Source organism: Martelella lutilitoris, assembly GCF_005924265.1.
GTDB lineage: Bacteria > Pseudomonadota > Alphaproteobacteria > Rhizobiales > Rhizobiaceae > Martelella > Martelella lutilitoris.
On sequence record NZ_VCLB01000007.1, the window covers coordinates 154,875 to 169,699 of the forward strand.

11 protein-coding genes are annotated in these 14,825 nt (G+C 62.2%); 7 read left to right on the forward strand and 4 right to left on the reverse strand.

The genetic code is table 11. The features are described 5' to 3' along the window. The first annotated feature begins 4 nt into the window (after positions 1-4). Positions 5-805 carry a DUF72 domain-containing protein gene (locus FF124_RS13665; RefSeq protein WP_138749048.1) on the forward strand — a complete coding sequence of 267 codons (801 nt, stop codon included), beginning with the start codon at positions 5-7 and terminating at the stop codon, positions 803-805. Here FF124_RS13665 and FF124_RS13670 read toward each other — a convergent pair. Further along, on the reverse strand, positions 798-2,264 hold the full coding sequence (locus tag FF124_RS13670) for an NAD(P)H-hydrate dehydratase (protein WP_138749049.1): 1,467 nt from the start codon (positions 2,262-2,264) through the stop codon (positions 798-800). The genes FF124_RS13665 and FF124_RS13670 overlap by 8 nt on opposite strands. A 356-nt stretch (positions 2,265-2,620) precedes the next feature. Between FF124_RS13670 and FF124_RS13675 the strand changes: the two genes are divergently transcribed. From FF124_RS13675 to hspQ, 3 genes are all read left to right on the forward strand, one after another. Beyond that, on the forward strand, positions 2,621-2,959 hold the full coding sequence (locus tag FF124_RS13675) for a P-II family nitrogen regulator (RefSeq protein ID WP_024707846.1): 339 nt from the start codon (positions 2,621-2,623) through the stop codon (positions 2,957-2,959). 73 nt (positions 2,960-3,032) lie between these two features. Beyond that, positions 3,033-4,442 carry a type I glutamate--ammonia ligase gene (gene glnA / locus FF124_RS13680; protein WP_138749050.1) on the forward strand — a complete coding sequence of 470 codons (1,410 nt, stop codon included), beginning with the start codon at positions 3,033-3,035 and terminating at the stop codon, positions 4,440-4,442. 161 nt (positions 4,443-4,603) lie between these two features. Beyond that, on the forward strand, positions 4,604-4,933 hold the full coding sequence (gene hspQ, locus FF124_RS13685; RefSeq protein ID WP_138749051.1) for a heat shock protein HspQ: 330 nt from the start codon (positions 4,604-4,606) through the stop codon (positions 4,931-4,933). Between the two features lie 90 nt (positions 4,934-5,023). Here the strand turns inward: hspQ and FF124_RS13690 are convergent, their stop codons facing one another. Then, positions 5,024-5,665: an invasion associated locus B family protein gene (locus FF124_RS13690; protein ID WP_138749052.1), complete on the reverse strand. Its 642-nt coding sequence runs from the start codon at positions 5,663-5,665 to the stop codon at positions 5,024-5,026. Between the two features lie 255 nt (positions 5,666-5,920). Here FF124_RS13690 and FF124_RS13695 point away from each other — a divergent pair, with 255 nt between their 5' ends. Both FF124_RS13695 and FF124_RS13700 read left to right on the forward strand, forming a co-directional pair. Beyond that, entirely contained in the window at positions 5,921-7,738 is a 1,818-nt protein-coding gene (locus tag FF124_RS13695; protein WP_138749053.1) for an extracellular solute-binding protein, read from the forward strand. Positions 7,739-7,918: 180 nt separating this feature from the next. Further along, positions 7,919-8,590: a DsbA family oxidoreductase gene (locus FF124_RS13700; RefSeq protein WP_138749054.1), complete on the forward strand. Its 672-nt coding sequence runs from the start codon at positions 7,919-7,921 to the stop codon at positions 8,588-8,590. A gap of 212 nt (positions 8,591-8,802) precedes the next feature. Here the strand turns inward: FF124_RS13700 and mfd are convergent, their stop codons facing one another. Together mfd and FF124_RS13710 are read right to left on the reverse strand one after the other, a co-directional pair. Further along, positions 8,803-12,309, reverse strand: coding sequence for a transcription-repair coupling factor (mfd, locus tag FF124_RS13705; RefSeq protein WP_138749055.1), 3,507 nt, complete (start codon positions 12,307-12,309; stop codon positions 8,803-8,805). A 16-nt stretch (positions 12,310-12,325) separates the two neighbouring features. Continuing rightward, positions 12,326-12,628, reverse strand: a complete 303-nt coding sequence (locus tag FF124_RS13710) for an FAD assembly factor SdhE (protein ID WP_138749056.1) — start codon at positions 12,626-12,628, stop codon at positions 12,326-12,328. Positions 12,629-12,721: 93 nt separating this feature from the next. Between FF124_RS13710 and recG the strand changes: the two genes are divergently transcribed. Beyond that, positions 12,722-14,821, forward strand: coding sequence for an ATP-dependent DNA helicase RecG (gene recG, locus FF124_RS13715; RefSeq protein ID WP_138749057.1), 2,100 nt, complete (start codon positions 12,722-12,724; stop codon positions 14,819-14,821). The last annotated feature ends 4 nt before the right edge of the window (positions 14,822-14,825 follow it).

A 14,825-nucleotide genomic window follows, 5' to 3' on the forward strand; every position in this document is an offset into this window, starting at 1 on the left:
CGCGATGTCCAAATCAGGAAAAATTCGCGCGGGCATCGGCGGCTGGACCTTCGATCCGTGGAACGAAAGCTTCTATCCGGACAAGCTGCCGAAAACCAGGCAGCTGGAATATGCTTCGGAGAAGCTGCGAGTCATCGAGGTCAACGGCACCTATTATTCCTCGCAAAAACCCGCCACCTTCGCCAAATGGGCGGCAAGCGTGCCGGAAGGTTTCATCTTTTCGCTGAAGGCGAGCCGCTATTGCACCAACCGCAAGAAGCTGGCCGAAGCCGAAGGCTCAATCGAGAAATTCCTCAATCAGGGCATCACCGAGCTGGGTGACAGACTTGGACCGATCCTCTGGCAGTTCATGCCGACGAAGAAATTCGAGCCGGACGACTTTGAGGATTTTCTGAAACTTCTGCCGCAAACCCATGACGGCATTCAGCTTTCCCACGCAATCGAGGTTCGGCATCCGTCATTTGTCGTGCCGGAATTCGTCGAGCTGGTGCGCCGCTATGGCGCCACCATCGTCTGTGCGGATCATCCCGAATATCCGATGATCGCCGATGTCACCGGCGACTTTATCTATTGCCGCCTGCAGAAGGGCGCGGATGATAATCCGCATTGCTATCCCGACGACCAGATGGACCGCTGGGCCGGGCGCCTGAAGACATGGGCCGAGGGCGGCGCGCCGGACGACTTGCCGCTGCTTGATGAGACAAAGTCCGAAAAGACGCCCCGCGACGTCTTCGCCTTCTTCATCACCAATGGCAAGGTCCGCGCCCCTGCCGGCGCCATGGCGCTGCAGCAGAAATTCAGCTGACCCCGCTCAAGGGCGGCAGGTGGTTCGGCAGATCCTCCGCCGTCAGCCCCTCGCCGGCCCGTTTGGCCGCCTGGCCATGCAGCCAGGCGCCGGCGCAAGCCGCCTCGAAGGCCGGCGTGCCCTGGGCCAGAAGGCCGCCGATAATCCCCGCCAGAACGTCGCCCGAACCCGCCGTTGCCAGCCAGGGCGGCGCGTTTGCGTTGATGGCGATGCGGCCGTCCGGGGCTGCGATCACGGTATCGGCGCCCTTGTAGAGCACGATCGCATTGGCGCGTTCGGCAGCGCGGCGGGCCTTTTCCGGCTTGCCGATGTTGTCGTCGGCGGCGATGTCTGGAAAGAGCCGCGCGAACTCGCCTTCATGCGGCGTCAGCACGCAATGCGGATCGGCGCCCGATAACAGCGCGAACAAGGCGTCCGGCTCGTCGGCGAAGGATGAGATCCCGTCGGCGTCCAGCACCAGCGGCCGGGAAGCCAAGGCCGAGACGAAGGCCCGCGCCTTTTCCCCGACGCCGAAACCCGGCCCGAGGACAAAGGCTGAAAGGCGCTTGTCCTCAAGCCATTCGTCAAGCGCGGCAACGTCTGGAACCGCTTTCAGCATCACCGCGGTCACCTGGTTCGCGACCACCATCGCCGCGTTCGGCGGCACGGCAAGCGTCACCAGTCCCGCCCCGGTCCTGAGCCCCGCCGTCGCGGAAAGCCGCGCTGCGCCTGAAGCCGATGGCCCGCCGCTGAAGACGCCGAGATGGCCGCGCCTGAACTTGTGCGATGAGGCCGTCAGCGCGGGCAGCGCGCTCGCAAACAGATCCGGCCCGTTGAGATGGTGCCCCCCGCCCGCCTCTTCAAGAATGCGCTGCGGAATGCCGATATCGAAGACGTCCAGCCTACCGCAATGCTCTCGCCCCGGCAGAAGGAAGTGACCCGGCTTTGCCCGCATGAAGGTGACTGTGTGGGCTGCAGAGAAGGCTGCGCCCTGAACCTTGCCGGTCAGTCCGCTGATCCCGGAAGGCAGGTCGACGGCGATCACGGGTTCTGCCGCTTCGTTCACCTGACTGATCAGCATGCAGAGCGCATCGGACAGGGGCCGCTGCAGTCCGGCCCCGAACAGGGCGTCGATGATCACAGCGCCGGCGGCCGGCCGGTAATCTTCCACCGGCTTGCCGTCTATGCTGCAGGCCTGAAAGGCGCGTCGGGCGTCGCCCTTCAGGTTTTCCGGATCGCCCAGATGGAAAAGCGCGACTTCAACGCCTGCCTGTTTCAGCGCCTCGGCGGCGATATAGCCGTCGCCGCCATTATTGCCCGGACCGCAGAGGACATCGGCCCTCAAGGCCGCCGGATAAAGACGCAGGAAGGCGGCGGAAACCGCGTGGCCGGCCCTGATCATCAGGCCGTAGCTGTCGATCCCGCTTTCGGCCGCAAGACGGTCGGCGCGGCCCATCTCTTCCGGTGTCAGGAGAAGCATGTCTTGGACCTCCCTAGTGCGCCGACGAGTAGAACGGCAATTGCGGCGCGAGTGCAAGCGCTGCGTTTATAATGTTCATACAATAATCAATTGCCTATTATTTAAACACGAATGTCTGCTGAATCGCCAGGCATTGGCCGTGTCTTGCAACGGAAATGCCCCGCTCTTGACGCAAGCCCGCCTTTTGGCGAGCCTGATTTCGGTGGCACATCAGCAAAGCCGTGGCTTCTGTAAAAACACCCTTCCATTTTGGTGTGATTACGGGACAATATGATCAAACTGGCATGCAATGTGCATCTGAAGTTCCGAGCGGGCTGACGCCTGCTTCAACGGGAGAAGCGGAGAGCAATTTTCTCATGAAAAAGATCGAAGCGATCATCAAGCCTTTCAAGCTCGACGAAGTGAAGGAAGCCCTTCAGGAAGTCGGCTTGCAGGGCATCACTGTCACGGAAGCGAAAGGCTTCGGGCGCCAGAAGGGTCACACGGAACTATACCGTGGCGCCGAGTACGTCGTCGACTTTCTTCCCAAAGTCAAAGTCGAGGTCGTGCTGGCAGACGACAATGTGGATGCCGTCATCGATGCCATCCGCAATGCCGCGCAGACCGGGCGCATCGGCGATGGAAAAATCTTCGTTTCCAATGTCGAAGGCGTCGTGCGTATCCGCACCGGCGAAACCGGCGTTGACGCCATCTGATCCATCCCTCCTCTTTCCGTCCGGAAAGACGGGGATTCCCTATCGTCATCTTCTTATGCAAGGAAAACGTTAAATGACGACAGCTGCTGAAATTATGAAACAAATCAAAGACAACGACGTCAAGTTCGTCGATCTGCGCTTTACCGATCCCAAGGGCAAGCTGCAGCACGTGACGATGGACGTTTCGGCTGTCGATGAAGACATGTTCGCCGACGGCATCATGTTCGACGGATCGTCGATCGCCGGCTGGAAGGCCATCAACGAGTCCGACATGGTCCTGATGCCCGACACCGAAACGGCGCACATGGACCCCTTCTTCGCACAGTCCACCATGGCTGTTTTCTGCGACGTTCTGGAGCCGCTTTCCGGCGAAGCCTATAACCGCGACCCGCGCGGCACGGCGAAGAAGGCCGAGGCCTATCTGAAATCGACCGGTATCGGCGACACGACCTTCTTCGGTCCCGAGCCCGAATTCTTCGTCTTTGACGACGTTCGTTTCTCCGCCGAACCCTACAACACCGGTTTCCAGCTCGACAGCACCGAACTGCCGTCGAATGCCTACACCGAATACGAAACCGGCAATATGGGCCACCGTCCGCGCACCAAGGGCGGCTACTTCCCGGTCCCGCCGGTCGACAGCGTCCAGGACATGCGCTCGGAAATGCTGACGGTTCTCGCCGAAATGGGCATCACCGTTGAAAAGCATCACCACGAAGTGGCGTCCGCCCAGCACGAGCTCTGCATGGTCTTCGACACGCTGACCCGCATGGCCGACAAGACCCAGATCTACAAATACGGCGTCCACCAGGTTGCCCACGCCTATGGCAAGACCGCGACCTTCATGCCGAAGCCGGTCTATGGCGACAACGGCTCGGGCATGCACGTTCACCAGTCGATCTGGAAGGACGGCAAGCCGACCTTCGCCGGTGACGAATATGCCGGTCTGTCGGAAACCTGCCTCTATTACATCGGCGGCATCATCAAGCATGCCAAGGCCATCAACGCCTTCACCAACCCGCTGACCAACTCCTACAAGCGTCTGGTCCCGGGCTTCGAGGCTCCGGTGCTGCTCGCTTATTCGGCACGCAACCGCTCGGCCTCCTGCCGTATTCCGTTCGGCTCCTCGCCGAAGGCAAAGCGCGTCGAGGTTCGCTTCCCCGATCCGGGCGCCAACCCCTACCTCGCCTTCGCCGCCCTGATGATGGCCGGTCTCGACGGCATCAAGAACAAGCTGCACCCCGGCGACGCCATGGACAAGGACCTCTACGACCTGCCCAAGGAAGAGCTGAAGGAAATCCCGACGGTTTCCGGTTCGCTGCGCGAAGCGCTCGAGAGTCTGGATGCCGACCGCGCCTTCCTGACCGCCGGCGGCGTGTTCGACGACGACCAGATCGACGCCTATATCGACCTGAAGATGGAAGAAGTGCTGCGTTTCGAAATGTCGCCGCACCCGGTCGAATTCGACATGTACTACTCGGTCTGATCCCAGCCCGAGCCGTCTTTCAGACAGCAAGAGACCGGTCGCCCTCGGGCGGCCGGTTTTCTTTTTGTTTTCAGAAGCTTTTGCGGCAAAACCGACAAAACCGATGCGCCTCTTGCACTCTCCGTGGTGCGTTTCCATATAATATTTGAAAGGAAATGCTCATGAAGATACGTGAAGCGAAATACAATATCGGCGACATCGTCCGTCATCGTACGCTTCCCTTTCGGGGCGTGATATTCGATGTGGACGCGGAATTCTCCCGCACCGACGAATGGTACAATTCCATTCCGCCGGAAATCCGCCCGGACAAGGACCAGCCCTTCTATCACCTCGTCGCGGAAAACGACGAGAAGGGCTATGTGGCCTATGTCTCGGAAGGCAATCTCGAACATGATCTGAGCGGCGAACCGCTGCGCAACCCTCAGATCGGCGAGATTTTCACCGTGACGGACAACGGACAGCTTGCCCCGCGTTACGCAGTCTCCCACTGACGCAACGCGGCCAAGGCGCCGACCGCAAAATTGAAAAGGCCCGGCCGCCATGGAGCGACCGGGCCTTTCTTATTGTACGGATCTGCCTGATCAGTTGCCGCCGGTGGCGCTCTGCTGGGCTTCCTCGATCTTCTTGCGGCGGTCGACGGCCATCTTCTTGATCGACTCATCAAGATTGCGCTGGCTTTCGACGAGGTCGGGCTGGCTGATCGGATCGCCGTCAAAGGCGGCCGTAAAGCCGCTGAGCGTAACGTCGACCGGGTTCGGCTGCTGGCGGACATTCACCGAGGTGAAGGTGACCTTGCCGCCGCGCTTCATGGCGTTGACCAGTGTGTCGGTCAGCGGCGCCTGGGCGATGCACTGTTCGTTGGTGCACAGCGCATAATCGACGCGCTGCGGGCTCGAATTGTCGATCTGCATGGTCACGCCGGCCGGAATGACACGGAAGGTCGGCACGGTGATCTGCAGCATCGGCTGGCCGTTGCCACCCTGCGGCGTGATCAGGCCAACGGCTGTCAGAACCTGGCCGTTCTCGGCGCGGGCATAGTTCTGGACGATGCAGACATTGGCTTGGCCGTTGTCGTTACAGGTCTTGAACCAGCCCTGGGTAGGCAGTCCCTGGCCCTGCTGGGCCGCCTGCTGGTCCTGGGCCGATGCGCCGCCGGCGGAGATGCCGGCAATGGTGAAAGCGCAAACCGCGACATGCTTCATAAATCTGGCGCGTGAAAGCATGAAATATCTCTCCTGGTTCGTCTGCATGAGGTCAATGGTGCTGGAACCTGCATGCCTAATGTTACCGAAATGCGGCAGACCATCCCTCATTCGGGCCTCAACCGCCAGTGTTTCCCCTGATATCGTCACATTCGTTCCTGTTCTACCCCCGAAAACGTCTAAATTGCCGCGAAACCGCAAAATCCCGCACGTATTTCGCAAGCCGCTGCAGCCATGCTAGTCTTTGTCATCTAGGGATCAAGACAGGACGAATCGATGCGCATCATTGTTCCTCTCCTCTTTACCGTGGCCTGGGCGGGTGCGGCCGTCGCCGATCCGCTCTACGGCATCGCCATGCATGGCGACCCGGCCCTGCCGCCGGACTATCAGCATTTCAGTTACGTCAATCCGGATGTCAAGAAGGGCGGCGAGATCACCTATGGCGTGGTTGGCTCCTTCGATGCGCTCAATCCCTTCGTGCTGAAGGGCATGCGGTCATCCGCTCGCGGTCTCTGGGAGGAAGAGTTCGGCCATCTCGTCTACGAGCCGTTGATGAAGCGCTCGCGCGACGAGCCCTTCACGCTTTACGGCCTTCTCGCGGAAACGGCGGAATGGGACGCGGAACGCCGCTACATCCAGTTCAACATGGATCCGCGCGCCAAATGGGCGGACGGTGAGCCGGTGACGCCCGACGATGTGATATTCACCTTCAACCTTCTGAAGGAGAAGGGCCGCCCGCCCTATAACCGCCGTCTCGATCTGGTCGACAAGATGGAAAAGGTCGGCGAGCGCGGCGTGCGCTTCACCTTCAACGACAAGGCCAACAGGGAAACGCCCTTGATCTTCGCGCTGATGCCGGTGTTCCCCGCGCACGCGCTTGATCCGGAAACCTTCGACACGGATACGATGGCCATGCCGCTCGGCTCCGGCCCTTACGCCATCGACACGGTGGAACCCGGCCAGCAGATCGTGTACACCCGCCGCGATGACTACTGGGCCAAGGACCTGCCCTCGATGGTCGGTTTTGCCAATTACGACAAGATCACCGTCGACTACTACCTGCAGAGTTCGACCCTGTTCGAGGCCTTCAAGAAGGGCGCGGTCGATATCTATCCCGACGACGACCCGAGCCACTGGGCCCGAGCCTATGATTTTCCCGCCGCCAGTGACGGCCGGGTGATCAAGGATACGTTTTCGCCCGAGACGCCGACGGGCATGATGGGCTTCGTCTTCAACACGCGCAGGCCGAAATTCGAGGATGCGCGGGTCCGCGAGGCGCTGTCGAACGTGTTCGATTTCCAGTGGGTCAACCGCACGCTCTTCGACAACGCCTATCAGCGCACCGAAAGCTACTGGCAGAATTCCGCGCTCGGCGCCTATGGAAACCCCGCGACCGAAACCGAGCGCGAATTGCTCGAGGACGCGATCGACGTGATCGATCCGAAGATCCTCGCCGGCGACTACGCCATGCCGGTCACCGACGGTTCCGGCTCCGACCGCAAGGTTCTGGGCGCTGCCGTGCGTCTTCTGGCCGAAGCCGGCTACAAGATCGACGGCGGCAAGATGATCGGGCCGGACGGCAACCAGCTTTCCTTCGAGGTGATGACCACCAATTCGGCCCAGGAGAAACTGGCGCTCGCCTATCAGCATTCGCTGAACCTCATCGGCGTGGCGATGACGATCCGCACCGTCGATGATGCACAGTATCAGAAGCGGCTCAACACCTTCGACTATGACATGATCGTGCTCGTCGCACCGGGCTTCTACTATACGTCGTCGCTCTCACCGGGCGCCGAGCAGACCTGGCGCTGGGAGACGCGCTCGCGTGATATCGAGGGCACGTTCAATTTTGCCGGCGTGGCCAACGCCGATGTCGACCGCATGATCAACGACATGCTCGAGGCGCGCTCGACGGGGCATTTCACCGATTCCGTCCGTGCTCTTGACCGGTTGCTCGTCAACGGCCACTACATGCTGCCGCTCTATCACCGGAACGGCCAATGGGTGGCGCGCTGGAACGATATTGTGCCGCCGGCTGAAACACCTATCTATGGCTATCAGCTTCCCACCTGGTGGGATCAGAACGCGCAGTGAGGTCTGCCCGCATGCCGACGTTCCCTCTTGGGTCATGCTCGGGCTTGACCCGAGCATCCAGGCAGCACGGAGAACGTCGCCTGGACCCTCGGGTCGAGCCCGAGGGTGACACCGGAAAGGGTAAGCCTGTCGGCGGGCAAAACGGCCAACCAGCGCCTCTTAATTTTGGAAAGGAACGGTATGAACACCGTAACCATCGACGCCGTCATCGATGTCGTCTGCCCGTGGTGCTATCTCGGCAAGGCGCGCCTCGACCGCGCCATCTCCGCGCTTGAGGGCGATGTCGAAGTGGTCGTGCAGTGGCGTCCCTTCGAGCTTGATTCGACCATTCCGCCGGAAGGCGTCGACAACCAGGCGATGCTCGCCGAAAAACTCGGCAGTCCGATCCGCCGCGACGAGATGCATGAACAGCTGACAAATCTCGGCCGCGAGGAAGGCATCACCTTCAATTTCGACCGTATCCTGATCCGGCCGAACACGCTCGATGCCCATCGTCTGCTGCTGTGGGCCCATACGGAGAGCATCGCCATGCAGAATGTGGTGGTCGACCGGCTCTACAAGGCGAATTTCGAAGAGGGCCGCAATCTCGGCGACCATGCGGTCCTGGCAGATATCGCCGCCGAGTGCGGCATGGACCGCGAGATGGTCGCGCGCCTCCTCGCCAGCGACGCCGATATCGATATGGTGCGCAACGAGATCGCCAATGCCGAACAGATGGGCGTCTCCGGCGTGCCCTTCTTCATCCTCAACCAGAAATACGCGCTGAGCGGCGCGCAGCCGGCCGAAGTGCTGCAGAACGCGCTGCAGCAGTTGGCGTCGGGCGATGTCGGCAACGGAAACGGGGCCGCCTAGGCTGCTGACAAACCCAATAAGGCGCAAGCTGCTACCGCACGCAGGCCTACCTGCGGGAGTCATGCTCGGACTTGATCCGAGCATACAGGCGACTCCAGTTATTTAATTTAGAAAAACCTATTGTGATCTCTTGTCGTGCTGCCTGGATCCTCGGATCAAGTCCGAGGATGACGCCGAGTGTGATGATAGGTTTGTCAGCAAGCTGGGGCTGCCTAACCGGCTTCGGCGATCTTCGAAAGCTTGCTCATGATGATCGCGGCCTGACCGAGGCGCTTTTCGGGCGTCGGCAGGTCGCGGTTGAAGAACACGCTCTGGTCCGGCCTGATCTTGGCCGAAACGCTCTGTTCGGCGATGAACTGGACAAGGCCCGCCGGGTTCGGAAATTCCTTGTTGCGGAAAGTCACGACGATGCCCTTCGGTCCGGCATCGAGCTTCTCGACATTGGCCGTGCGGCAGAGCGACTTGATGAACACCACCTTCAGAAGCGACTGCACCGCCTCCGGCATCGGCCCGAACCGGTCGATCAATTCCGCGCCGAAGGCGTCGATATCGCCGGCATCGGTCAATTCGCCAAGACGGCGATAGAGTGCCATGCGGAGGTTCAGGTCCGGCACATAGCTTTCCGGGATCATCACCGACGTTCCGAGCCCGATCTGCGGCGACCAGTCGCTGCCGCCGGCATCCTCGTCGCCCTTGGCCTCGGCGACCGCCTCTTCCAGCATCTGCTGGTAAAGCTCGAAGCCGACCTCCTTGATGTGGCCGGACTGTTCCTCGCCCAGAAGATTGCCCGCGCCGCGAATATCGAGATCGTGGCTTGCGAGCTGGAAGCCGGCGCCCAGCGTGTCGAGCGACTGCAGCACTTTCAGACGGCGCTCGGCCGTATCCGTCATGCGCTTGTTCGCCGGCAGCGTGAACAACGCGAAGGCGCGGATCTTCGAACGGCCGACGCGGCCGCGCAACTGGTAAAGCTGGGCGAGGCCGAACATGTCGGCACGGTGGACGATCAGGGTGTTGGCCGTCGGCACGTCGAGCCCGGATTCGACGATCGTCGTCGACAGCAGCACATCATAGCTGCCGTCATAAAAGGCGTTCATGATGTCCTCGAGCTGGCCCGCCGCCATCTGCCCGTGGGCAACGGCGACCTTCAGTTCCGGCACTTCGGCCTGCAGGAAGGCCAGAACCTCCTCCAGATCGGAGAGGCGGGGGCAGACGTAAAAACTCTGGCCGCCGCGATAGTGTTCGCGCATCAGGTTCTCGCGGATCACCAACGGGTCAAAGGGCGAGATGAAGGTCCTGACAGCCATGCGGTCGACCGGCGGCGTGGTGATGAGCGACAGTTCACGCACGCCGGTCATGGCAAGCTGAAGCGTGCGCGGAATGGGCGTCGCCGAAAGCGTCAGCACATGCACGTCGCTCTTCAACTCCTTCAGCCGCTCCTTGTGGCGCACGCCGAAATGCTGCTCCTCATCGATGATCAGGAGGCCGAGATTGGCGAATTTGATCGAGGTGCCCAGCAGCGCATGCGTGCCGACCACCACATCGACCTTGCCCTCGGAGAGATCTTTCTTGGTTTGCGCCAGTTCCTTGCCGCTGACGAGACGCGAAGCCTGGGCGATCTTGATCGGCAGCCCACGGAAACGCTCCATAAAGGTCTTGTAGTGCTGGCGCGCCAGCAGCGTCGTCGGCACGACCACGGCCACCTGGACGCCGTTCATGGCGGCGAGGAAGGCCGCGCGCAGCGCCACCTCGGTCTTGCCGAAGCCGACATCGCCGCAGATGAGCCGGTCCATCGGCCGTCCGAGGCCGAGGTCGCCGCGCACCGCCTCGATGGCGTTATACTGGTCCTCGGTCTCCTCATAGGGGAAGCGGGCGGCGAATTCGTCATAAAGCCCTTCTGCCGCCACCAGCGGCGGCGCCGTGCGCGTTGCCCGCTTGGCGGCGATCGCGATCAGCTCGTCGGCCATGTCGAGAAGCCGCTTCTTCAGCCGCGCCTTCTTCGCCTGCCAGGCGCCGCCGCCAAGCCGGTCGAGCGGCACGTCGGCGGCATCGGAGCCGTAGCGCGAAAGAAGCTCGATGTTCTCCACCGGCAGGAACAGCTTGGCGTCGTCCGCATAATGCAGTTCCAGGCAGTCGCGCGGCGCGCCGGCCGCCTCGATGGTGCGCAGTCCCGTGAACCGGCCGATGCCGTGTTCGGCGTGAACGACCAGCGATCCTTCATCCAGTCCGGAAACCTCGGTGATGAAGTCACTGGCTTTCCTGTTCTTTCTGGTCTTGCGGATCAGCCGATCACCGAGAATATCCTGCTCGCCGATCACATGCAGGTCGCCGGTCTCGAAACCGCCCTCAAGACTGAGGACCGCGCTCGCCGCCTCGCCCTTGGCGAGGCTTTGAAGGTCCGCAAGCGCCTTGACCGGTTTGATCTTCGAAAGCCCGTGCTCTTTCAACACCTGCAGAAGGCGGTCGAGAGAGCCCTCCGACCAGCCGGTGATCAGCACCTTGCCGCCCTTCGAGCGCGTGTCGGCGATATGCCGGACGGCCTCCTCGAAGACATTCGCCCGCTCGCCGTCTTCCTGCCTGCGCGCCTGAGCGGCAACGGCCCAGCGCGGGCCGGCATGGGCCTCAAGCGCGATCACCGGCTTGCCGAGCGAGGATGCCTCGTTGAAGGGCGAAAGCCGCACGGCCTCATTCGCTTCGAGCCCGGCGGCAAATGCGCTCTCGTCGAGATAAAGCATGTCCGGCGGCACGGGCTTGTAGGGCGCGCCCTGCCCGCCATGGGCGGCGCCCAGATTGGTGCGGCGGGCCTCGTAATAGTCCTCGATCAGATCCGCCCTGTCATTCGCCGCCTCGCGCGCCGTATGGTCGAAGACGATCCGGAAGCCGGAAAGATAGTCGAACATGGTTTCCAGACGTTCGTAGAACAGCGGCAGCCAGTGTTCCATGCCGGCATAGCGACGGCCTTCCGAAACCGCCTGGTAGAGCGCGTCGTCACGCGTCGAGGCGCCGAAGAGCGACAGGTAGTTCTTGCGGAAGCGGGCGATGTTCTCGTCGTTCAGCGTCACCTCGCTCATGGCGTTGAGCGTGAACGCCTTGACCGAGCCGATGGTGCGCTGGGTCGCGGCATCAAAGGCGCGGATCGATTCCAGCGTGTCGCCGAAGAAATCGAGCCGCAGGCCGTTTTCGGCTCCCGGCACAAAGACATCGAGAATGCCGCCGCGCACCGCATATTCGCCGACAGCGCGCACGGTCGGCACGCGTTCGAAGCCGGCATCCGTCAGCCGGCGGACGATCACCTCCATGTCGATCACCTGGCCGGCGCGGGCGGAAAAACCGAGCGTCGCGATGATCTCGCGCGGCGGGAGCTTCTGCAGCATGGCGTTGACGGTGACGAGGATGATGGCCGGATGCGGCTTTTCGGCATGGGCGATGAGGCCGGAGAGCGCAGAAAGCCGCCGCGCAGACGTGTCCGCCCCCGGCGAAACGCGGTCATAGGGCAGGCAGTCCCAGGCGGGCAGCGTCAGCACCGGAATGTCGGGCGCGGCAAAACCGAGCATCTGTTCGAAATCGGCGATCCGCTGACCGTCGGACAGCACATAGGCGACGGACTGGCCGGCACGCGCCATCTCCGCCAGCACAAGCGGCTCGGTTCCCGGCACGGCATTGGCGATGGTGACGGCGCCGCTGAGGCCATCCAGCTTTTTCGGGTTAAATCCGGCTATCATGTTGTTGCAAAAATCTTCAGATGTCTTTCTCGACCGGGTCGAAATCCGGCCTGTATGCGCAGATGCGTTCGAAGAGCGGCATACGCAAGTGGTCTGGCACCGGCTCGGCGCCGTTGATCCATTTGATCAGATCATTGTCTTCCTCGGCCATGATCGTTTCGAGCGCGTCCAGCGTCTCGTCATCCATGTCGGCAAGATTTTCCTCGGCGAACTGGCCGAGGACCAGATCCATCTCGCGAATGCCGCGATGCCAGCAGCGAAACAGGATCCGCCGGCGGCGGGGGTCGAGATCGGCGCTCGAACGTTTCAGACCGGTCATTTCAAAAACCTTCTTTGTTGATTGGTCTCTATAGCCGCTCGTTTCGCGCTTGTCAGCCTTGCCAAAGCGCTTCCTTGGGTCCAATTGGGAATAATGCGCCCTGCTTTGCTCGACCCCCTGTTCGCGCCCGTCTCCTCGCTTTCCGGGATCGGGCCGAAGCTTGAAAAGCTTCTCGCCCGGCTCACCGGGCGCGACGACGAGGCGCGCGTCATCGATCTGGTCTTCCATACGCCGACCTCGCTGATCGACCGTCGTCTGAGGCCGGGCATTGCCTATTTGCCCGAGGGCGCGATCGTGACGGTCGAAGGCCGTGTCGACCGGCACCAGCCGGCGCCGGCGCGCTCGAGCGCACCCTACAGGGTGTTCATCCATGACGATACGGGCGAACTGACGCTGACCTTCTTCCGCGCCAAGGCCGATTGGCTGGAAAAGGCGCTTCCCGTCGGCGAGACGGTGCTGGTCAGCGGCCGGGCGGAATGGTTCAACGGTCGCCCCTCCATGGTCCATCCCGATTACATGATGACTGCCGACAAGGCGGATACCCTGCCGGAATGCGAACCGGTCTACCCGATGACCGCAGGGCTCTCGCCCAAAGTTCTGCGGCGGGCGATCGACAGTGCCAGCGAGCGGATCCCGACCTTTCCCGAATGGATTGACGGCGAGATCGTCAGGCGTCAGGGCTTTCCGGCGCTGAAGGAGGCGCTTCTTGCGCTTCACAATCCGCGCGACGCGGCGGACCTCGATCCGCAGGCCCCGGCGCGGCGCCGGCTGGCCTATGACGAACTCCTGGCCGGCCAGCTTTCGCTTGCCCTCGTCAGAAGCCGGATGCGGCGGACCAGGGGAAGGCCCGTGCACCCGACGGACGCGCTTTCCAGCAAGGTTCGCGCCGCCCTGCCCTTCGCGCTGACCTCCGGCCAGGAAGATGCCGTCACGGCGATCCTTGCGGACATGGCCCAGGAAACGCGCATGTTGCGCATGCTCCAGGGCGACGTCGGTTCCGGCAAGACGGTCGTCGGACTTCTGGCCATGCTGGCGGTGGTGGAGGATGGCGGCCAGGCCGTGCTGATGGCCCCGACCGAGATTCTCGCGCGCCAGCATTTTGAAGGCATTGCCGCGCTTGCCGAGAAGGCGGGCGTTGCGGTGAAGCTTCTGACCGGCAAAACAAAGGCGGCCGAGCGACGCGTGATCGAGGCGGAAATCGCCGATGGCACGGCGCGGATCATCATCGGCACCCACGCATTGTTTCAGGACAATGTCAGCTATCATGACCTGCGGCTTGCGATCGTCGACGAGCAGCACCGTTTCGGCGTGCACCAGCGGCTGAAACTGACCGCCAAGGGCATGGCGCCGCATCTGCTGGTGATGACCGCGACGCCGATTCCGCGCACGTTGGTGCTGGCGGCCTTTGGCGACATGGATGTCTCCAACCTGACTGAAAAGCCGGCCGGACGAAAGCCGATCCAGACCGTGACAATCCCGACGGAGCGGATCGGCGATGTGGTTGGCCGCCTGCGGCAGGCGCTTGACGAAGGAAAGAAAGCCTACTGGATCTGCCCTTTGGTCGAGGAATCGGAGGCCGTCGATCTGGTTTCGGCGGAAGAGCGGCGGGAAACCCTGGCAAAGGCGCTCGGGCCGGAGATTGTCGGGCTCGTGCATGGCCGCATGTCGTCCGCCGACAAGGAAGCGGCAATGGAAGCGTTCAAGAACGGCGAGACCCGTCTGCTCGTCGCCACAACGGTGGTGGAAGTCGGCGTCGATGTGCCGGACGCCACGATCATCGTCATCGAGCATGCCGAGCGCTTCGGCCTTGCCCAGCTGCACCAGTTGCGCGGTCGCGTGGGTCGCGGCGATGAGGCCTCCTCCTGCATCCTGCTCTACAAGGGCCCGCTGTCGGAAACCGGCCGGGCGCGGCTATCCGTATTGCGCGAGAGCAATGACGGGTTCCGGATCGCCGAGGAGGATCTGAAACTGCGTGGCGAAGGCGAACTTCTCGGCACGCGCCAGTCCGGCATGCCCGGCTTCCGTTTCGCCCATCTGGAGGCGCATAGCGACATTCTGGCGCTTGCCCGCAAGGACGCCGCCTATGTCGTCAACAAGGATCCGGAGCTTCAGGGCGAACGCGGCAGGGCGCTGCGCATGTTGCTCTATCTCTTCCGACGGGACGAGGCGATCCGCTATCTGAACGCGGGTTGACGTG

What these genes read in the sequence shown, in the direction of transcription:
- FF124_RS13665 (WP_138749048.1), top strand. Translation starts at nt 5, where the DNA reads ATGTCCAAATCAGGAAAAATTCGCGCGGGCATCGGCGGCTGGACCTTC.
- FF124_RS13670 (WP_138749049.1), bottom strand. Translation starts at nt 2,264, where the DNA reads ATGCTTCTCCTGACACCGGAAGAGATGGGCCGCGCCGACCGTCTTGCG.
- FF124_RS13675 (WP_024707846.1), top strand. Translation starts at nt 2,621, where the DNA reads ATGAAAAAGATCGAAGCGATCATCAAGCCTTTCAAGCTCGACGAAGTG.
- glnA (WP_138749050.1), top strand. Translation starts at nt 3,033, where the DNA reads ATGACGACAGCTGCTGAAATTATGAAACAAATCAAAGACAACGACGTC.
- hspQ (WP_138749051.1), top strand. Translation starts at nt 4,604, where the DNA reads ATGAAGATACGTGAAGCGAAATACAATATCGGCGACATCGTCCGTCAT.
- FF124_RS13690 (WP_138749052.1), bottom strand. Translation starts at nt 5,665, where the DNA reads ATGCTTTCACGCGCCAGATTTATGAAGCATGTCGCGGTTTGCGCTTTC.
- FF124_RS13695 (WP_138749053.1), top strand. Translation starts at nt 5,921, where the DNA reads ATGCGCATCATTGTTCCTCTCCTCTTTACCGTGGCCTGGGCGGGTGCG.
- FF124_RS13700 (WP_138749054.1), top strand. Translation starts at nt 7,919, where the DNA reads ATGAACACCGTAACCATCGACGCCGTCATCGATGTCGTCTGCCCGTGG.
- mfd (WP_138749055.1), bottom strand. Translation starts at nt 12,309, where the DNA reads ATGATAGCCGGATTTAACCCGAAAAAGCTGGATGGCCTCAGCGGCGCC.
- FF124_RS13710 (WP_138749056.1), bottom strand. Translation starts at nt 12,628, where the DNA reads ATGACCGGTCTGAAACGTTCGAGCGCCGATCTCGACCCCCGCCGCCGG.
- recG (WP_138749057.1), top strand. Translation starts at nt 12,722, where the DNA reads ATGCGCCCTGCTTTGCTCGACCCCCTGTTCGCGCCCGTCTCCTCGCTT.